The organism is Veillonella montpellierensis, assembly GCF_947090115.1.
GTDB classification, from domain to species: domain Bacteria; phylum Bacillota; class Negativicutes; order Veillonellales; family Veillonellaceae; genus Veillonella; species Veillonella montpellierensis.
In genome coordinates this window covers 1-19,407 of sequence record NZ_CAMUMS010000002.1, presented here as the reverse complement: position 1 = coordinate 19,407, position 19,407 = coordinate 1, and the positions used below count along the sequence as shown (strand labels likewise).

Below are 19,407 nucleotides of genomic sequence, written 5' to 3'. Positions count from 1 at the left end.
ATTGTGTGGAATAGAATATGAAAGTACGGTATCATATAGTATCAAAACAAAAACAGCATACAGATTATTATGTGGATTTAGAAAAACAAGAAGTAACGGTAGAGACAAGAGAACCATCATTCACTACGTTAGATAATTTGCGAAATAAATTAGTTGCTTGGTATGAAGAAAAGGGAATTAGTTTTTCAGCCATACCATCGAATAGTGATACCACATGTTGCTTTTCTTGGAATATTAATACTACTACAGGCGATGGAATGGATACGTATTACTACGCTGGAGGCTGTGGCGTTGGTGAATTGATTGAAGAGATTGAAGCAATTCGCAGTGAACAAAAAGACTGTGAAGTAAGTTCTGACTATAGGGAAGTATATAGTTGTTCTGAAGACGGACCGATACCTATTGATTTTGCTCCATTTATTGAGGATGATGAAAGCCTTGATTTTTTTGATACTGCACCTGTTGCGTGTGATTATGTAACTACTAAACCAGATAGTGTATCTCATAAGAAAGAGGCTACAGTGCGGAGTAGTTATTCTGGAAAATCCCGTAGACGTAAAAATGAAGAAACCGCAGAAGGTATGTTATTGGGACCTCATATTCAAGGTGATGCGGTACATATTATGGATATTAATGATGGTGGTCGCAATTTAGTATTTGAAGGCGTTATTGTAGGGGAATGCGAGTTACGAGTTACTAAAACAGATAAGTCGATTGTCATTGGCACGATTGCTGATATGACTAATAGTATTCGCTTTAAAAAATTCTTTAATTCTGTTGAGGAAGGGGAAGATGTTGTAAAAAAATTAAAAAAAGTATCTTCTGTACGAGTACAAGGAGATGTTGATTTTGATGATAAGTTCGAACGTGATTTTATATTGCAGGTAAAGAGTATAGAAGAAATATCTACCACCGTGAAACGAAAAGAACATCGCGAAGATTCTCGTGTTGAGCTGCATCTTCATACTAAAATGAGTGATAAAGATGCACTTGTATCGGTAAAAGAATTACTACAAACGATTAAAGAATGGGGGCATCCTGCGGTAGCTATTACTGATCATGGTGTGGTACAAGCTTTTCCAGAGGCACAACAAATTGCTAAGGGCTTAGGCGTTAAGGTTATATATGGCGTAGAGGGTTATTTAATTGAAAATCCTGATTCGGATAAACGTTATCATATTATCTTATTAGCGAAGAACCAAGTGGGATTACGGAATTTATATAAAATGATTAGTATATCTCATTTGGATTATTATAAACGGCGACCTAGATTGCCACGTGCGGTTATAGAAGAACATAGAGAAGGCATTATTATTGGTTCTGCGTGTGAAGCGGGAGAATTGATGCAAGCCATTGTTAAGGGGGAGTCTAAAGAGCGTTTATTAGACATCGCCAGCTTCTATGATTATTTAGAAATTCAACCAATTTGTAATAATGAATTTTTGGTACGCCAAGGCATTGTACCTGATAGAGAAACCTTGATTGACATGAATAAAACGATTGTTGAATTAGGAGATGCTTTAGGTAAACGAGTGGTAGCAACTTGTGATGTACATTATTTACATCCAGAAGATAAGATTTATCGTGAAATTATGTTGACGGCCAGTGGATTTATGGACGCGGCCCATCAACCAGATTTGCACTTGCGTACGACGGATGAAATGTTAGCTGAATTTGAGTACTTAGGGACAGATAAAGCATACGAAGTAGTAGTTACTAATTCTAGAGCCATTAATGAAATGATTGATGAACTTACACCTGTGCCAGATGGTACGTATTCGCCTAAAATTGAAGGCTCTGAAAAAGCATTAACAGATATGTGTTATAAAAAAGCGAAATCTATTTACGGTGATCCACTACCAAAAGTTGTACAAGAACGCTTAGATTATGAACTGGAACGTATTGTAGGTCATGGGTATGCCGTATTATATTATATTGCGCATAAATTGGTAAAAAAATCATTAGATGATGGATATTTAGTGGGTTCACGAGGTTCTGTAGGTTCTTCTTTTGTTGCAACTATGGCAGATATTACAGAGGTTAACCCATTACCGCCACACTATGTGTGTCCTCATTGTAAATGGAGTGAGTTTTATACGAAAGGCGAATATCCAGGGGGATTTGACTTACCAAGAAAAAAATGTCCTAAATGCGGCACACCTTTACATACAAATGGTCACGATATTCCATTTGCTATTTTTATGGGATTTAATGGCGATAAAGTACCTGATATTGATTTAAATTTTTCTGGTGATTACCAAGCTAAAGCGCATAAGTATACAGAGGAATTATTCGGCCGTGATAATGTATTTAAAGCAGGTACAATTGGTACGATTGCCTCTAAAACAGCATTTGGCTATGTAAAAAAATATGCAGAAATTCGAGGTATACAAGCACGCAATGGATATTTTGAAAATTTAGCAAAAGGATTTACCGGGGTAAAAAATACAACGGGACAACATCCTGGTGGTATTATGGTTTGTCCGCGAGATATGGATGTACATCATTTTACACCAGTTCAATATCCAGCAAATAAAAAAGAGAGTGGTGTTATTACTACACATTTTGATTATCACTCGATAGAAGGACGTATGACGAAATTAGATATACTGGGTCATGATGACCCTACTATTATTCGTATGCTAGAAGATATGACCGGTATAGATGTACAAACAATTCCTTTTGATGATCCAGAAACATTGAGTTTGTTTTCGTCAACAAAAGCAATAGGCTTGACACCAGAACAATTGCAAGGTGATAAGGTCGCTTCCTTGGCGGTGCCTGAATGTGGAACTAGTTTTGTGCGTCAGATGTTAGAAGACTCTAAACCACAACATTTTTCTGACTTAGTTCGTATTTCTGGATTTTCTCATGGCACCAATGTGTGGTTAGATAATGCACAAACTTTAATTAAAAATGGCACATGTAAATTAAATGAAGCCATTTCTACTCGTGATGATGTAATGAACTATTTACGTAATCATGGAATTGCCGACTTAACCGGTTTTAAAGTTATGGAAAATGTTCGTAAAGGGAAAGGTATTGATAAAAAAGATAAGTTGGGTAATCCAGAATCGGCATATGAAAAAGAAATGCGCGATGGAGGCATACCCGAATGGTTTATTGATTCTTGTAAAAAAATCTCCTATCTATTCCCACGTGCCCATGCAGTAGCTTATGTTATGATGGCATTTAGAATTGCATGGTTTAAAATTAATTATCCCTTAGCGTTTTATGCAGCCTATTTTTCTATTCGCGCTAAGGCATTTGATTTACGTATTATGACACAAGATGTAGATGCTCAATTAGCTGAATTTAAGCGATTAAAAGCACTGGATTATAAAGCTACACAAAAAGATAAAGATATGATGAGTGCCTTAGAAGTATCTATGGAAATGCGACAGAGAGGATATGAATTTATTAACGTAGATTTACGATATTCTCAAGCTCGACGTTTTTCCATTAAAGATGGGAAACTATTACCACCATTTTTAGCTATTGATAGTTTAGGTGAAAAAGTAGCAGATATTATTGTAGAAGAACGAGAAAAGAAATTTTTTACATCCATTAAAGATATACAACGTCGATGCAAGGTGTCACAGACAATTCTTGATACTATGATTTCTATGGGCTGTACGGGTGAATTACCAGACGATGAACAGATGAGTTTGTTCTAAGTATACATTGCATTCTTTGTGAGATAGTGATATTATAGGGTCATAGTTATATATAGTCTTTGAGGTCAGGTGAGATAGTTATATCAATTCCTAACCGGCGGTGATAGTCCGCAAGCCTGTGATGGCACGATACGGTGCAATTCCGTAACCGACAGTAAAGTCTGGATGAGAAAAGACACAATTGCATGTATTAGTGTGTAATTTTAAAGAGGCTATTATATAGTAGCCTCTTTTTTTTATAGGAGATGATGTGTCATGATAGATACAGAATATATGAAGATAGCTATTGATTTGGCAAAAAAAGCAACAGGATATACATCTCCTAATCCCTTAGTGGGAGCGGTTATTGTAAAAGGTGGTCAAATTATAGGCCGAGGATATCATCATAAAGCTGGTACGCCTCATGCGGAAATTCATGCTCTTAATGAGGCAGGGAAAGAGAGTAAAGATGCCACATTATATGTAACCTTAGAACCTTGTTCGCATTATGGAAGAACACCTCCGTGTGCTAAACGAGTTATTGAATCGGGTATACGACGAGTCGTCATTGGTACACTTGATCCTAATCCGTTGGTATCCGGTAAGGGGGTGGCATTGTTAGAACAAGCTGGCATAGAAGTACATGTGGGAGTTATGGCTAAGGCATGTGCTGATTTAAATGAAGCATTTTTTTATTATATACAAAAAGGGAAGCCATTTATTACTGTTAAATCAGCTATGACATTAGATGGCAAAATTGCTACGAGATATGGAGAATCTAAATGGATCACTAATGATGAAGCACGTATAGATTCACATGAACTTCGTGCTAACCATGACGCTATTCTAGTCGGCATTGGGACTATTTTGGCAGATAACCCACAGTTAACTTGTCGTTCTAAGACGATAAAAACACCGCATCAGCCGGATGTTATTATTCTTGATAGTCGTGGACGAACACCGAGTAATGCCAATATATTTACAGAAACATCTAGAAATATATTGATTTTTGTTGGGCCAAACTCTAAGTTATCAGATAGACAGCGACTTATTGATATAGGAGTTGATGTGGTTATGGTCCAAGAGGATACTCACGGACTATGCTGGGCAGAGATACTAGAGGAATTGGGAAAGCGTCAATATGTGTCTGTATTAATTGAAGGAGGGTCGAGAATCATTAGTTCTTATATGCAAGAACAGTATATAAATAAATTTGTTATTTATATAGGTGATAAAATTATGGGAGATGAATTTGCCTTGAATGCATTTAGTGGTAGTCATCTAGTACATTTGTCAGATTCCCTTTCATTAGCATATGAGAAAGTAATGTTATTAGGAAATAATATAAAAATTATTGCTTATGAGAAGGAAAGACGAGGACGATTATGTTTACAGGAATCATTGAAGAAGTAGGTAAGATCGAATCAGTATATAAACGTGCGAAGTCTTTGCAAATTACTATTTCTGGAAACCGTATTTTTGAGGATATGTATGTAGGTGACTCCATTGCTGTTAATGGTGTTTGCTTAACAGTTACAAGCTTTCAAAATAAGCATTTTGTAGCGGATGTGATGCCAGAATCTGTTAAGATGACTACGCTGGCAACATGTAAAGCTGGTATGAATGTAAACTTAGAAAGGGCTATGGCTGCTACAGGCCGATTTGGGGGCCATATGGTAGCTGGACATATAGATGGGACTGGACAAATTGTTGACATTCAACAAATAGATCAATCATTTATTTTTACGATTAAAACAAGTCCAACTATTTTGGAGTATATTATTTATAAAGGGTCAATTACTATTGATGGGGTTAGTTTAACAGTATCAAAGAAAGAAAATACGTTCTTTCAAGTATCGATTATTCCTCATACTATTTCAGAAACTATTTTATCAAATATGCATAAGGGGACATTTGTTAATTTAGAAACAGATATAGTAGGGCGTTACATTAAACATTTTCTAAGAAGTGATACTCAAAAAGATACATCGAAGACGACTGTTACTAAAGCGCTATTGTGTGAAAATGGATTTATATAAATATATGAGGAGAAAACCTATGGGTAAAGAAGTATTTAATACAATTCCAGAAGTATTAGAGGAATTACGACAAGGGCATTTAATTATTGTAGTAGATGATGAAAATAGAGAGAATGAAGGCGATCTCGTTATTGCCGCTGAATTTGCTACTACAGAAAGTATCAATTTTATGGTTAAAGAAGCTCGTGGTATTGTATGTACACCAATGCGAGCAGAGAGACTTGAAGCACTTGGTATTGGTGCAATGGTGGAAAAAAATACGGATAATCATGAAACAGCATTTACTGTAACGGTAGATCATGTGGACACAACAACAGGTGTATCTCCAGCAGAACGAGCGCATACAATTCGTGAATTATTAAATCCAAAGGCGAAACCTGCTGATTTTAGACGGCCAGGCCATGTATTTCCCTTACAGTATAAAGAGGGTGGTGTGTTAGTTCGCCAAGGTCATACGGAAGCATCGGTTGATCTTTGCCGATTAGCAGGGTTACAAGAAGCAACGACGATTTGTGAAATTACTAATGATGACGGGCATATGGCACGACTTGATGATTTATTACAGTTTGCAAAGAAACATAATTTGAAAATATGCAGTGTGGCAGACTTAATTGAATATAGAAAACAGCATGAATCTATTATTTCATTGGGAGCAAAGTCCAAATTGCCTACTAAGTTTGGGGATTTTGATATTTATGTATTTAAAAATGCCTTAGATAATAAAGAACATTTGGCGATTGTTAAAGGGGATGTTACTAGTCAAGAAAATGTATTATTACGAGTACATTCTGAATGCTTAACAGGTGATGTTTTTGGATCTAAACGTTGTGATTGTGGAGAGCAATTAGAACGGGCGTTACGAAAAATTGATGAAGCCGGACAAGGTGTTGTAGTGTATATGAGACAAGAGGGCAGAGGCATTGGGTTGACCAATAAAATTAAAGCCTATGCATTACAAGAGCAAGGTTATGATACGGTAGAAGCTAATGAAAAATTGGGGTTTCCTGCAGATATGCGTGAATATTCAATTGCAGCCCAAATTATTCGCTATTTTGGTATCAAAAGCATTCAATTATTAACAAATAATCCAACTAAGCGCCAAGGAATTGAGCATTGGGGAATTAAGATATCTAAACGTATTCCATTGATTATTAAAGCTAATAATATTAATGCAGGATATTTAAAAACAAAAACAGAAAAAATGGGACATCAATTAGAGATATAAATTAATAGGTATGGACTATAATTGTATTTGCTGGAAATATAGGAGGATATATGTTACAAACAGGTAATTTAGTAGGAACAAATAAAAAATTTGCTATTATTGGCTCTCGGTTTAATGAGTTTATTACTACAAAATTAATTGCAGGTGCTATGGATGCTTTAATACGACATGATGTGTCGGAAGAGGATATTACAACTATTTGGGTACCAGGTGCATTTGAAATTCCTTTAATTGCTAAAAAAGTAGCAGAAAGTGGCAAGTATGATGCAGTTATTTGTGTAGGTGCTGTTATTCGCGGTGCTACTACTCATTATGATTATGTTTGTGCGGAAGTATCAAAAGGAATCGCACATATTAGTTTAGATACTGGAGTACCTGTTATGTTCGGCATCTTAACAACAGAAAATATTGAACAAGCAATTGAAAGAGCTGGTACTAAAGCGGGAAATAAAGGGTTCGATTGTGCTATGGGGGCTATTGAAATGGTAAATCTATTAGATACAATTGGGTAATTAATATATAACACCTTATAATGTGATAAAGGCTAGTGCTGATTGTCAATTATAAGGTGTCTTATTATATAATACCTTTTATGTTAATGGATTTAGTGAAACACCGTATTAGTATAGGAGTAGGATATACTATGGATTATATTAAACGATATACTACGACAGATGGCGTGAGATTGTCTGTTGCAGTGACAACCAATACCGTAGATGAGGCAAGAAAAAGACATGATTTGTGGCCAGTGGCGACAGCTGCATTAGGTCGCACTATGACCGGAGCCTTATTAATGGCGAGTGACTTTAAAAATAAAGAGAACATAAGCATTCGATTAGATGGAAAGGGACCGTTAGGTGTTGTTCATGTGGATGCCTTCGCAGACAATACTGTACGTGGTTACGTGGATCATCCACATATTGAAGTGCCATTACAAGGAAAAGGAAAATTAGATGTAGGACATGTGGTTGGTACTGATGGCGAGGTAAAAGTAACACGATTTACTAAATTAAAACAAAATTATTCCTCTAGCAGTCCTTTGCACTCTGGTGAGATAGCAGATGATTTGGCGTATTACTTATATGTGTCTGAACAAATACCTTCAACTATCAATTTGGGGGTCTTACTTGATGCTGATGGACATACTATAGCTGCAGGCGGATTTTTAGTGCAAGCGTTACCAGATGCTAACGATGAAGTGTTAGCAGTGATTGAAGAGCATATTAATCAAATTGGATCTATCTCTGCGTTTTTAAAAGAATATCCAGATGGAGAGGGATTAGTAGAAAAAATTTTAGCTCCTATGGATTTTCACGAAGTCTATCATCATGATGTATCCTTTCAATGCACGTGTAATAAGGAACGATTTGAAAAAGCCCTTCTTTCATTATCGAAAGCAGATAAAATGGCATTATTAGAGGATGCAACTACTGAATTAGTTTGCCATTATTGCAATGAAACATATCATTTTTCACAGAATGAATTGAAAGAACTTTTCAAGCTTAATGAATAGAAGACATATCTATTCATATTCTAAGCTTGTTGATACAGGAATTTATAAAATCTGTATAACTTTATCAGGAAGATAGTATGTTGTTATAGAGACATGGAATAGATATAGATGTCATTAATTGGTAAAGCTATGCAGTATTATATTGGTGTTTGACATAAGAATTTGTGAAAGAATATGCAGTGAATCAGTTTTGAAATACTTTATGTAGTAATATATAGATGTAGATAGCAATAATATAATATAGCTACTTTAGTGCATAGCTTGTATTGTAATTGTTGATAACGCGGTATAATAGTATATATTTGATGATATTACTTATTTAATTTAGTTTGAGGTGATAATATGAGTATGATTGCAATTATTGGTGGTACAGGTGTGTATGACCCATCCATATTTACTAGTGTTCAGGATAAGTCGTTGAAAACACCTTATGGTGATATTCACTATACAGAAGGTACTTATAAAGATAAAACAATTATCTTTTTAGCTAGACATGGAAAAGGACATTCCATTCCGCCCCATTTAATCAATTATAGAGCTAATATTTGGGGATTGAAAAAACTAGGAGTTACTTTTATCATATCTACTACGGCAGTCGGTTCACTTACTGAAGAATTTAAACCAGGAGATTTTGTGTTAACGGATCAATTTTTAGATTTTACAAAATCTCGTATCACTACATTTTATGATGGAAATGAACGTGGTGTAGCTCATTTGGACGTGACGAATCCGTATTGTCCAGAACTTAGAGAAATTATTATGAAAGAAGGGCTTGCTTTAGGACTTCAAATGCATAATGGTGGTACCTACGTGTGCACAGAAGGACCACGCTTTGAAACACCTGCAGAAATTAAGATGTTTGCTTTATTAGGTGGCGATACAGTGGGAATGACAAATGTACCGGAAGTAAATTTAGCTAATGAAGCGGAAATTGCATATGCTACAATTTCAATGATTACTAATTATGCAGCAGGTATTTCTAAAACAGTTTTAACACATCATGAAGTGTTAGAAATGATGGATGCATCAGCAGAGAATTTGAAAAAACTGATTATGCAGGTGATTGATCAATTAGATCCTAATGTGGTATATGATTGCCATCATCGCATGAGTGAATATGGTGGCTTTAAATTATAAGAGGATTTGTAGCATGAAACCTATTACGTGGAATGGCAAGGAGCTTGTTTTACTTGATCAATCAAAGCTTCCTAGTACAGTTGAATATATTCATTGTACTGATTGGAGGTCTGTGGTAGAAGCTATTAAAATGTTGCGTGTTAGAGGCGCACCAGCTATTGGAGTGGCAGCTGCATATGCATTAGTATTAGTAGCGCGAGAAGTAGACACTAAAGACGGTTCCTATAAAGATAAATTAGAAGCATTTATTCATAATGCATGTATACTGAAAGAGTCTAGACCTACGGCTATTAATTTAGCATGGGCAATAGAACGTATATTACAAAAAGTTGAAAATCATGTAGGAATATTTTCTGATGTGATTAATAGTATCGAGCAAGAAGCAATCGTTATTGAAGAGGAAGATAAAGCGTTAAATGAAGCGATTGGAGAAAATGGGCTTACTCTATTTGAAGGAAAGAGAGGTGTGAGAATTTTAACGCATTGTAATGCAGGTGCCTTAGCGACAGCCGGTATAGGTACAGCACTAGGAGTTATTCGAAAACTTCATAAGAATGGACAATTAGAACGCGTATATGCTGATGAAACTCGCCCTCTCTTACAAGGAGCACGACTGACTAGTTTTGAATTATATGAAGAAGGCATTCCGATTACCTTGCAAACAGATAGTATGGCGGCCTATGCTATGCAACAAGGATTCATTGATGCCGTTATTGTAGGAGCAGATCGCATTACTACCAATGGAGATGTGGCTAATAAAATTGGCACTTATGGTGTAGCCGTATTGGCAAAAGCGCATGATATCCCATTTTATGTAGCCGCTCCGTATAGTACATTTGACTTTACATTACAAGATGGTACACAAATTCCTATTGAAATGAGATCTGATGAAGAAGTGACATCTTTATATGGAAAAAATGTAGCTCCCCTAGGTGTTGATGTACTCAACCCTGCCTTTGATGTAACACCACATGAATTAGTAACTGCTATTATTACAGAACAAGGCGTATTGCAGCCTGATTATAGAGAGTCCATTAGTGCATTACAAAAAGGGTGTATGTAATTAATATAATTATTAATTAACTAGATAGACACTATTAATTAAATTTATTTGTACCATTCAGTAATAGATAGTATAGTAATTTATAAAAGAAAGGAGTGCATAATACAATATTTTCTTCCGTATTATGCAATGTAACTATGAAATCTCTAATTAAAGATATTAACTTGGCTGTTGAAGGTAGAAAGAAAATTGATTGGGTTGCTAATTTTATGCCTGCCTTAAATGAATTAGCAGAAGAATTTACTAAGAATCAAACATTTAAGGGGAAAACCGTTGTAGTTAGCGTTCATTTGGAAGCTAAGACTGCGTATTTAGCTACTGTGTTTGCTAAAGCGGGTGCTGAAGTTATAGTTACTGGTTCTAATCCGTTATCTACACAAGATGATGTAGCTGCAGGTTTAGTAGATATGGGCTTAACTGTTTATGCATGGCATGATTGCACAGAAGAAGAATACTTTATGTTCCTCAATAAAGCGTTAGATCATAAACCACATATTATCATTGATGATGGGGGCGATTTAGTAAACTTATTGCATACTACACGACAAGATGCAAAGGAACGATTAATTGGTGGTGCAGAAGAAACAACGACTGGCGTTCATCGTTTATATGCGTTAGAACATGCTAATCAATTGACATTCCCCATGATTGCTGTTAATGATTCGTATTGTAAATATTTATTTGATAATCGATATGGTACAGGTCAATCTGTGTGGGATGGCATAATGAGAACCACTAACTTAATTGTAGCGGGGAAAAATGTAGTTGTCGCCGGTTATGGTTGGTGCGGTAAAGGTGTGGCTATGCGTGCTAAAGGTCTTGGTGCACATGTATATGTTACAGAAGTAGATCCTATTAAAGCTATCGAAGCTATTTTTGATGGATTTAAAGTTTTGCCAATGGATGAAGCGGCTAAAATTGGTGATATTTTCATTACTGTCACAGGATGTAAAGATGTCATTCGCAAGCATCATTTTGAAACTATGAAAGATGGAGCCATTATGTGTAATGCAGGACACTTTGATTGCGAAGTAAATGGTGTTGAGTTAAAAGAACTAGCGGTGGAACATCATAATGTGAGAAAAAATATTGAATGCTATACTATGAAAAATGGTGTTCGATTATATTTATTAGCTGAAGGTCGTTTGGTTAATTTGGCAGCCGGTGATGGACATGCAGCGGAAGTGATGGACTTATCATTTGCTATGCAAGCATTAGCAGCAGAATACATTATGAATCATAGCACTACATTGGAAAATAAAGTATATGTATTACCACATGAATTAGATATTCGTATTGCTAGTATAAAATTAGCTGCATTAGGATATGCTATCGATACATTGACACAGGAACAAATTGATTATTTGACAAAAGTAAATTAATAATCAATTGTGATTGATCTTTTATAGATGTTAACGTCAGTGATTATCTATACCAGAGGTATTGCTAGTTCTATGGGATATAGTAATAAAAATTATCAGTAAAGCATTGGGTGAATTAAATGGGACAATTATATATTCATAATATTAATATTTTGAGTGGTCATACAATTATTAAAGATGGTGCCTTAGTCATCGATAATGGGTATATCAGTCGCCTGTTAACAGCAGATGATATACAAGAAAAAGAAAAGGAACGCACTATTGCTAATGATGTGTTAGATGGACATGGACAATTAGCAACACCAGGCCTAATCAACACACATACACATATTGCGATGGGATTATTTCGTAATTATGCTGATGATTTGGAGCTTATGGATTGGTTAGAAAATGCAATTTGGCCAACGGAAGCTAAATTAACAGATCATTATGTAAAATGGGGTACGCAATTAGGCATAGCAGAAATGTTGCGTAGCGGAACAACTTGTTTTAGCGACATGTATTTTTTCATGGATACTACGGCACAAGAAGTTGCTAAAACGGGGATTAGAGCGGTGCTGTCAAGAGGACTTGCGGGCGTTGCTCCCACAGCAGAAACGGCTTTAGTTGAGAATAAACAACTATTCATGGATTGGCATGGATATGATCATGATCGTATAAAAGTAATGTTGGGGCCCCATGCACCATATACCTGTCCAGATGAATACTTGAAAAAAGTAATTGCTCTTAGCCATGAAATTGGCGCACAAATTCATATGCATTTGAGTGAAACTAAGGGTGAAGTAGAGAATGTTATTTCACAAACAGGTAAAACACCGATTGCCCATATGAACGAGTTAGGTTTGTTTGATATGGGTTGCTTGGCAGCTCACTGTGTACATATAACAGAAGAAGATATGGATATTATGGCCGCTAAAGGTGTACGTGTGGCTCATAATCCTCAGTCTAATTTAAAATTAGCAAGCGGCATTGCACCTGTACCAGAAATGCAAGACAAAGGAATCATAGTAGGTTTAGGCACTGATGGATCAGCAAGTAATAATAATGCAGACATGTTAGAAGAAGTTAGATTAGCGGCTACTCTTCATAAAGCTCGCTTATATAATCCAAAAGCGATTCCTGCCTCTGTTGCATGGAACATGGGTACCATTGATGGTGCTAAGGCGCTTGATTATTCTGACTTAGGCATATTACAAGAAGGTTTTAGAGCTGATATAGTCTTGTATGATGTATCTGGTGCACATTGGTTACCTCGCTATAACGATGTGGCTTCATTAGTATATGCGGCTAATTCATCAGATGCGAATACTGTTATTGTAGCTGGAAAAATTCTTATGAAAGATAGAAGTTTATTAACCATTGACGAAGAAAAATTACGGTCAGAAATCATAAAGGCACAGGAATATTTTTCTCATTAACCTATAATAGTAAAATATACTTGAAGAATATATCTCTACCATGTACAATATGGTTAGAGATATATTCTATTTTTTTTATTTTTTGCGGGACGTGAAACGTCCATTTAAGAAATTAAAGTATGAATAGAGGTTTAGTGTGAATGATTTATCAGAAATATATCAACGAATAGCTCCAGAATTAATGAAAATCGTTGAAGAACGATATTTATTACTGACACATATCTCGTACGCTCATCCTGTTGGAAGACGAATGTTAGCTATGTTGAGTAAATTATCGGAACGTGTAGTACGTTCACATGTAGAAATTATGAAGGATAATGGACTGATTGAATTTACGCAACAAGGGATGATACTTTCTAAAGAAGGAGAGGAGTTGTTGCCAATATTATCTGCATCATTACATGAACTGAATAAAATCAGTGAATTGGAGCAGAATATATGTAACGCATTACAGTTGGACCGTGTTATCATTTCTAGTAGTGGACAAGAGCGAGAAACTATATTAAAAGATTTAGGCTATCGTGCCTCTAAAGTTTTACAAGAAATTATTAAACCGGGACAAATAATGGCCGTCAGTGGCGGAAGTACTATGGCAGCGGTAGCAGAAGCATTGCCTACTAAGAATTTACCTATTACGATTATTCCTGCAAGAGGTGGGATTGGTGAGCGAGTAGAATATCAGGCCAATGTTATTTCTTCTGTCATTGCAGAAAAATTTCATGGTACCTATAAAATGCTTCATTTGCCAGATGGACTTTCAGCAGCGTCCTTGCGGATATTGACAGAAATGGAACCACAAATTAAAGAAATTCTTATGTTATCGAAACAAACTAATATTATGATGTTTGGTATTGGTGAAGCAATGCATATGGCAGAACAACGACATATTTCTTTAGAACAACGACAAAAATTGAAAGAAGAACATGCTGTTGGTGAGTCATTAGGTCAATATTGTGCTATCGATGGGAGAATTGTATATGCCACAAATAATGTGGGAATCTCTTTATCGCATATAGAAACTATTGATCATGTAGTTGCTGTAGCAGGCGGAAAACATAAAGCTCGCGCTATTATTGGCGTTATGAGGGCCTGCAAGAGGGGAACACTTATTATTGATGAAAGTGCAGCAGAAGAAATTGCTAAATTGCTTTCTATTTTATAGAATTGATTACTATAAGCATATTTTATAATATGTATTTTATATAGTTATTATTTAGGAGGATATAAAAATGGCAGTAAAAATTGGTATTAACGGTTTTGGTCGTATTGGTAAATGTGCTATGCGTGCAGCAATGACAAATCCAGATGTAGAAGTAGTTGCTATTAATGATACTGGTGTTACAGAAAGTACGGCGATTCAATTAAAATATGATTCTGTACATGGCAATCTTCCTAATGAAATTTATGCTAAAGGCGATGAATTGTTTGTGGATGGCAAACAAATTCATGTGTTTCATACAAGAAATATTGATGAACTAGATTGGTCTAAATATGGTGTAGAGATTGTTCTTGAATGTACTGGTAAGTTTAGAAAAGCAGAAGAGGCTAAAGCTCATATTGGTGGAACTGTTAAAAAAGTTTTGATTTCTGCACCAGCTAAAAATGAAGATATTACCATTGTTATGGGTGTGAATGAGAAAAACTATATTCCATCGAAACATCATGTTATTTCCAATGCGAGCTGCACTACGAATTGCCTAGCACCATTTGCAAAAGTTTTGAGTGATACTTTTGGCATTAAACGTGGTATGATGACCACTGTACATTCTTATACAAATGACCAACGTATTTTAGATGGACGTCATAAAGATTTACGACGTGCTAGAGCTGCTGCCTTGTCAATTATTCCTACTACTACCGGTGCGGCTAAAGCAGTTGCGCTTGTTTTGCCTGAACTAAAAGGTAAATTTGATGGATTTGCACTACGTGTACCAACACCTAATGTATCTGCTACAGATTTAACGGTAGAACTAAATAGAAATGTTACGAAAGAAGAAATTAATGATGCGTTCCGTAAAGCAGCAGAAGGCGAATTAAAGGGAATTTTAGGTGTATCTGACATTCCATTGGTATCCACTGATTTTAATGGTGATCCTAGAAGCTCTATCGTTGATACTGATTTAACAATGGTGATTGGAGATAACTTAGTTAAAGTAGTGGCTTGGTATGATAATGAATGGGGCTATTCATTGCGTTTAGTAGATTTAGCTGCTTATATAGCACGTGTTGGTTTAGAATAAATAACGGCTATATTTATCGAGAAATATGATGGATGAGTAACTACTATTTTTAGGTATATGATAATAAAGGTGATATATATATGAAACAAACGATAGAAGACATTGATTTACGGCATAAAACTGTATTAGTTCGAGTTGATTTCAATGTACCTTTGCAAGATGGGTGTATTTCAGATGATACACGTATCACTGCTACAATACCAACTATACAATTTTTAATTGATAAAGGATGTAAAATTGTATTAGCGTCTCATTTGGGCCGTCCAAAAGGAGAACGTAAGCCAGAATTTACATTAGCACCTTGTGCCAAACGATTGGGTGAATTACTTAATAAACCAGTACTATTTATTAATGAATGTATTGGTAAAAAGGTGCAAGATACTGTTTCTGCTATGCATGAAGGTGATATCGTTTTATTAGAAAATTTACGATACCATGTAGGGGAAGAAAAAAATGATCCAACATTTGCAAAAGAACTAGCAAGTCTTGCGGATCTTGCAGTTAATGATGCTTTTGGTGTATCCCATCGGGCACATGCATCTGTAGCCGGTATCGCAAAGTATATTCCTGTGGTAGCAGGGTTATTATTAAAAAAAGAAATTATGTTTTTAAGCAAAGCTACAATGCGACCAGAAAAACCATTTGCTGCGATTATTGGTGGAGCTAAAGTGAGTGATAAAATTTCTGTTATCTCTAATTTATTACCTAAAGTTGACTATATGATTATAGGTGGCGGTATGGCTAATACTTTTCTTGGGGCCTGTGGCAATCCTGTAGGAAATTCATTAGTTGAAACTGATAAATATGAGGTGGCACGTGATTTATGTATGGAGGCACATAATAACTGCGCTAAGTTGTTATTACCTGTAGATGTGGTAGTGGCGGATGCGTTTTCTAATGATGCTAATCGTAAAATAGTATCTGTAGAAGATGTGGAAGATGGTTGGATGATTCTTGATATAGGTCCTAAGACATGTAAGATGTATGCGGAGGTTATCCAACAGATGAAAACAATTGTATGGAATGGGCCAATGGGCGTTTTCGAAATGGATAACTTTGCTACTGGTACTAATGAAATAGCAAAAGCGGTAGCAGAAACCAGCGGTACAACAATTGTTGGCGGAGGAGATTCTGTATCGGCTATAAAGAAATCTGGGTTGGCCGATAAAATTTCTCATATTTCTACCGGTGGTGGTGCTTCTTTGGAATTTTTAGAAGGATTAGAACTTCCTGGTATCGCCGCATTAGCAGAGGTATAAGATGCGAAAAAAAATTATTGCTGGTAATTGGAAAATGAATGGTACCGTGACAGAAAGTACTATATTAGTTGAGGCTATTAAAAAAGCTATATCTTCACAAAAAGATAAGCTAAGTTGTGATATTGTGGTATGTCCTCCTTTTACGGCTATGAGTACAGTCACTGATTTACTAGATGGATCATCTATACAACTAGGTGCTCAAAATATGCATGCTATCGATAAAGGAGCGTTTACTGGTGAAATCTCTCCCCCTATGTTGACAGAATTAGGATGTACTTATGTTATTATTGGTCATTCTGAAAGACGGGAATATGCTCAAGAAAGTGACAGCGATATTCACGCAAAAATTAAGGCGGCTTTTCATTATGGAATGACACCTATTTTGTGTGTAGGAGAGAGTTTAGAGCAACGAGAAAAGAATGTAACGTTGTCATGGATTAAGAATCAATTAACTTCAGCATTAAAAGAGTTATCAAGTGAAGAAGTATCTAAAATGATCATTGCCTATGAACCGATTTGGGCTATTGGTACAGGTATGACTGCAACAGCAGAACAGGCAGAAGAGGTATGTTCCTCTATTAGAAATATGATAAAAACTATGTTTAATGATGAAGTCGCTTCTTCTGTGCGTATTCAATATGGTGGTAGCGTGAAAGGTGATAATGCTAAGGCATTATTACATAAGCCTAATATTGATGGAGCACTCGTTGGTGGCGCGTCATTAGATGCAGATGAATTTATGAATATTATTTTATCAATATAATAATGAGGCTATCAAATGAGAAAAGAAAAACGGACTGTAATGCTAGCGATTTTGGATGGATTTGGGATTGGTGATGCTAATGATTTAACAAATGCTGTTGTACAAGCAAAACCAAAATACTTCACATCATTTTGGAATGCCTATCCTCATACTATGTTAGATGCTTCTGGCTTAGCCGTTGGATTACCACAAGGACAAATGGGAAATTCTGAAGTAGGCCATTTAAATATTGGTTCAGGGCGTGTTGTATATCAAGATTTAACTCGTATTACTAACGATGCAGAAACTGGTGAGTTTTATGATAAACCAGTTATCAAAAAATTATATGCACAGGCAAAAACGGGGAGATTACATATTATTGGATTGATTTCTAATGGTAATGTACATTGTTCATTGGAGCATGTGAAAGCTGTTATTAAAGGGGCTAAGCAGGCAGGCGTTACACAGCTATATGTGCATGCGTTGCTAGATGGGCGTGATGTGGCACCTAAAAGTGCTAGTACGTATATAAAAGATTTAGAATCTTTTATGAGTGTTATAGGTCTAGGATCGATTGCTACCATTGGGGGGCGTTATTATGGGATGGACCGTGATAATCGTTGGGAACGCATCGAAAAGGTATATAAGGCCATGGTGAATGGCATTGGAGATTTTGATACTTCAGCTATACACGCTATAGAATCTTCTTATGACAATAACATTACTGATGAATTTATAATTCCTACTGTTATTGATAATGCTGGCACCATAAACGATGGAGATAGCGTTTTATTTTGTAATTTTAGACCTGATCGTGCTAGACAACTTACTAAGGCGTTAACAGTAGATACATTTGATGATTTTTCTAGAATAGGTGGACAAAAGCATATTTTCATGGCTACCATGACAAAATATGAAGATTCGTTGCCTGTAGAAATTGTGTATACAAAGGGCTTGTTAAAAAATACATTAGGTGAAGTGTTAAGTCATCATGGATGTCATCAATTACGCATTGCAGAAACAGAAAAATATGCACATGTAACGTATTTCTTTAATGGAGGTAAAGAAGAACCTTGGGAATTAGAAGATAGAATATTGGTTAATTCACCAAAAGTCGCTACCTACGATATGAAACCAGAAATGAGTGTCTATGAGGTTTGCGATAGAGTTATAGAGGCTATTAATAAAAATTTGTATGATGTAATTATCCTGAATTTTGCTAATCCAGACATGGTTGGACATACAGGTGTTTTTGAAGCCGCTAAACAAGCAATTACGGCAGTCGATACTTGTTTAGGACGAATTGCTAAGGCGATTCAAACTATAGATGGTGATTTATTAATTACTGCTGACCACGGTAATGCTGAAGTTATGGTTGATCACAATACGGGTGGCCCTAATACAGCACACACTACTAACTTAGTTCCATTTATATTAGTAAGTGATAAACATGCATCTTGTACATTACATAGAGGTGCATTATGCGATATTGCTCCCACAATTCTTGAATTAGCAGGGATTCAACAACCTTCTGATATGACAGGAACTAGTTTACTTGTTCAAGATAAATGATGATGGAGCTACGCATATTTCGTATAATAGATACATAGGCATTATAGTTTTTTATTAAATAGATGACACTATCTGTTTTATTAAAGTGCATGAATAATTTTTATAATTGCTTAATTATAAAATGAAATTGAACACATAAAAAATCCATAGTGAACCTTGTG

General features: G+C 35.7%; 15 protein-coding genes and 1 riboswitch. All 15 genes read left to right on the top strand.

Annotation, left to right across the window (positions count from 1 at the left end; translation table 11 throughout):
• The first annotated feature begins 17 nt into the window (after nt 1–17).
• The 15 genes from P6940_RS01185 (at nt 18) to gpmI (ending at nt 19,246) form a co-directional block, all read left to right on the top strand.
• On the top strand, nt 18–3,677 hold the full coding sequence (locus P6940_RS01185) for a PolC-type DNA polymerase III (RefSeq protein WP_277292943.1): 3,660 nt from the start codon (nt 18–20) through the stop codon (nt 3,675–3,677).
• 51 nt (nt 3,678–3,728) lie between these two features.
• Nucleotides 3,729–3,858, top strand: a riboswitch (FMN riboswitch).
• A gap of 74 nt (nt 3,859–3,932) precedes the next feature.
• On the top strand, nt 3,933–5,069 hold the full coding sequence (gene ribD, locus P6940_RS01180) for a bifunctional diaminohydroxyphosphoribosylaminopyrimidine deaminase/5-amino-6-(5-phosphoribosylamino)uracil reductase RibD (protein ID WP_277292942.1): 1,137 nt from the start codon (nt 3,933–3,935) through the stop codon (nt 5,067–5,069).
• A complete protein-coding gene (locus tag P6940_RS01175; RefSeq protein WP_277292941.1) occupies nt 5,042–5,695 on the top strand; it encodes a riboflavin synthase in 654 nt (217 codons plus the stop codon). The genes ribD and P6940_RS01175 overlap by 28 nt, the downstream gene beginning before the upstream one ends.
• Before the next feature lie 19 nt (nt 5,696–5,714).
• Nucleotides 5,715–6,920 carry a bifunctional 3,4-dihydroxy-2-butanone-4-phosphate synthase/GTP cyclohydrolase II gene (locus P6940_RS01170; protein WP_277292940.1) on the top strand — a complete coding sequence of 402 codons (1,206 nt, stop codon included), beginning with the start codon at nt 5,715–5,717 and terminating at the stop codon, nt 6,918–6,920.
• 50 nt (nt 6,921–6,970) lie between these two features.
• Nucleotides 6,971–7,432, top strand: a complete 462-nt coding sequence (ribE, locus tag P6940_RS01165; RefSeq protein ID WP_028257306.1) for a 6,7-dimethyl-8-ribityllumazine synthase — start codon at nt 6,971–6,973, stop codon at nt 7,430–7,432.
• 131 nt (nt 7,433–7,563) lie between these two features.
• Nucleotides 7,564–8,433 (top strand): Hsp33 family molecular chaperone HslO, encoded by an 870-nt coding sequence (hslO, locus tag P6940_RS01160; RefSeq protein ID WP_277292939.1) that lies wholly within the window; start codon nt 7,564–7,566, stop codon nt 8,431–8,433.
• A gap of 342 nt (nt 8,434–8,775) precedes the next feature.
• On the top strand, nt 8,776–9,570 hold the full coding sequence (mtnP, locus tag P6940_RS01155) for an S-methyl-5'-thioadenosine phosphorylase (RefSeq protein WP_277292938.1): 795 nt from the start codon (nt 8,776–8,778) through the stop codon (nt 9,568–9,570).
• Nucleotides 9,571–9,583: 13 nt separating this feature from the next.
• Complete coding sequence (mtnA, locus tag P6940_RS01150; RefSeq protein WP_277292937.1) at nt 9,584–10,633, top strand: S-methyl-5-thioribose-1-phosphate isomerase; 1,050 nt, start codon at nt 9,584–9,586, stop codon at nt 10,631–10,633.
• 137 nt (nt 10,634–10,770) lie between these two features.
• Nucleotides 10,771–12,015: an adenosylhomocysteinase gene (locus P6940_RS01145; RefSeq protein WP_028257310.1), complete on the top strand. Its 1,245-nt coding sequence runs from the start codon at nt 10,771–10,773 to the stop codon at nt 12,013–12,015.
• A 119-nt stretch (nt 12,016–12,134) separates the two neighbouring features.
• On the top strand, nt 12,135–13,433 hold the full coding sequence (locus P6940_RS01140; protein WP_277292936.1) for an amidohydrolase: 1,299 nt from the start codon (nt 12,135–12,137) through the stop codon (nt 13,431–13,433).
• A 136-nt stretch (nt 13,434–13,569) separates the two neighbouring features.
• A complete protein-coding gene (locus P6940_RS01135) occupies nt 13,570–14,595 on the top strand; it encodes a sugar-binding transcriptional regulator (RefSeq protein ID WP_277292935.1) in 1,026 nt (341 codons plus the stop codon).
• A 67-nt stretch (nt 14,596–14,662) separates the two neighbouring features.
• Nucleotides 14,663–15,673, top strand: coding sequence for a type I glyceraldehyde-3-phosphate dehydrogenase (gene gap / locus P6940_RS01130; RefSeq protein ID WP_277288622.1), 1,011 nt, complete (start codon nt 14,663–14,665; stop codon nt 15,671–15,673).
• Nucleotides 15,674–15,753: 80 nt separating this feature from the next.
• Nucleotides 15,754–16,932, top strand: a complete 1,179-nt coding sequence (locus tag P6940_RS01125) for a phosphoglycerate kinase (RefSeq protein ID WP_277292934.1) — start codon at nt 15,754–15,756, stop codon at nt 16,930–16,932.
• Between the two features lies 1 nt (nt 16,933).
• Nucleotides 16,934–17,695 (top strand): triose-phosphate isomerase, encoded by a 762-nt coding sequence (gene tpiA, locus P6940_RS01120; RefSeq protein ID WP_277292933.1) that lies wholly within the window; start codon nt 16,934–16,936, stop codon nt 17,693–17,695.
• Nucleotides 17,696–17,710: 15 nt separating this feature from the next.
• Nucleotides 17,711–19,246, top strand: coding sequence for a 2,3-bisphosphoglycerate-independent phosphoglycerate mutase (gene gpmI, locus P6940_RS01115; protein WP_277292932.1), 1,536 nt, complete (start codon nt 17,711–17,713; stop codon nt 19,244–19,246).
• Nucleotides 19,247–19,407 lie beyond the last annotated feature (161 nt).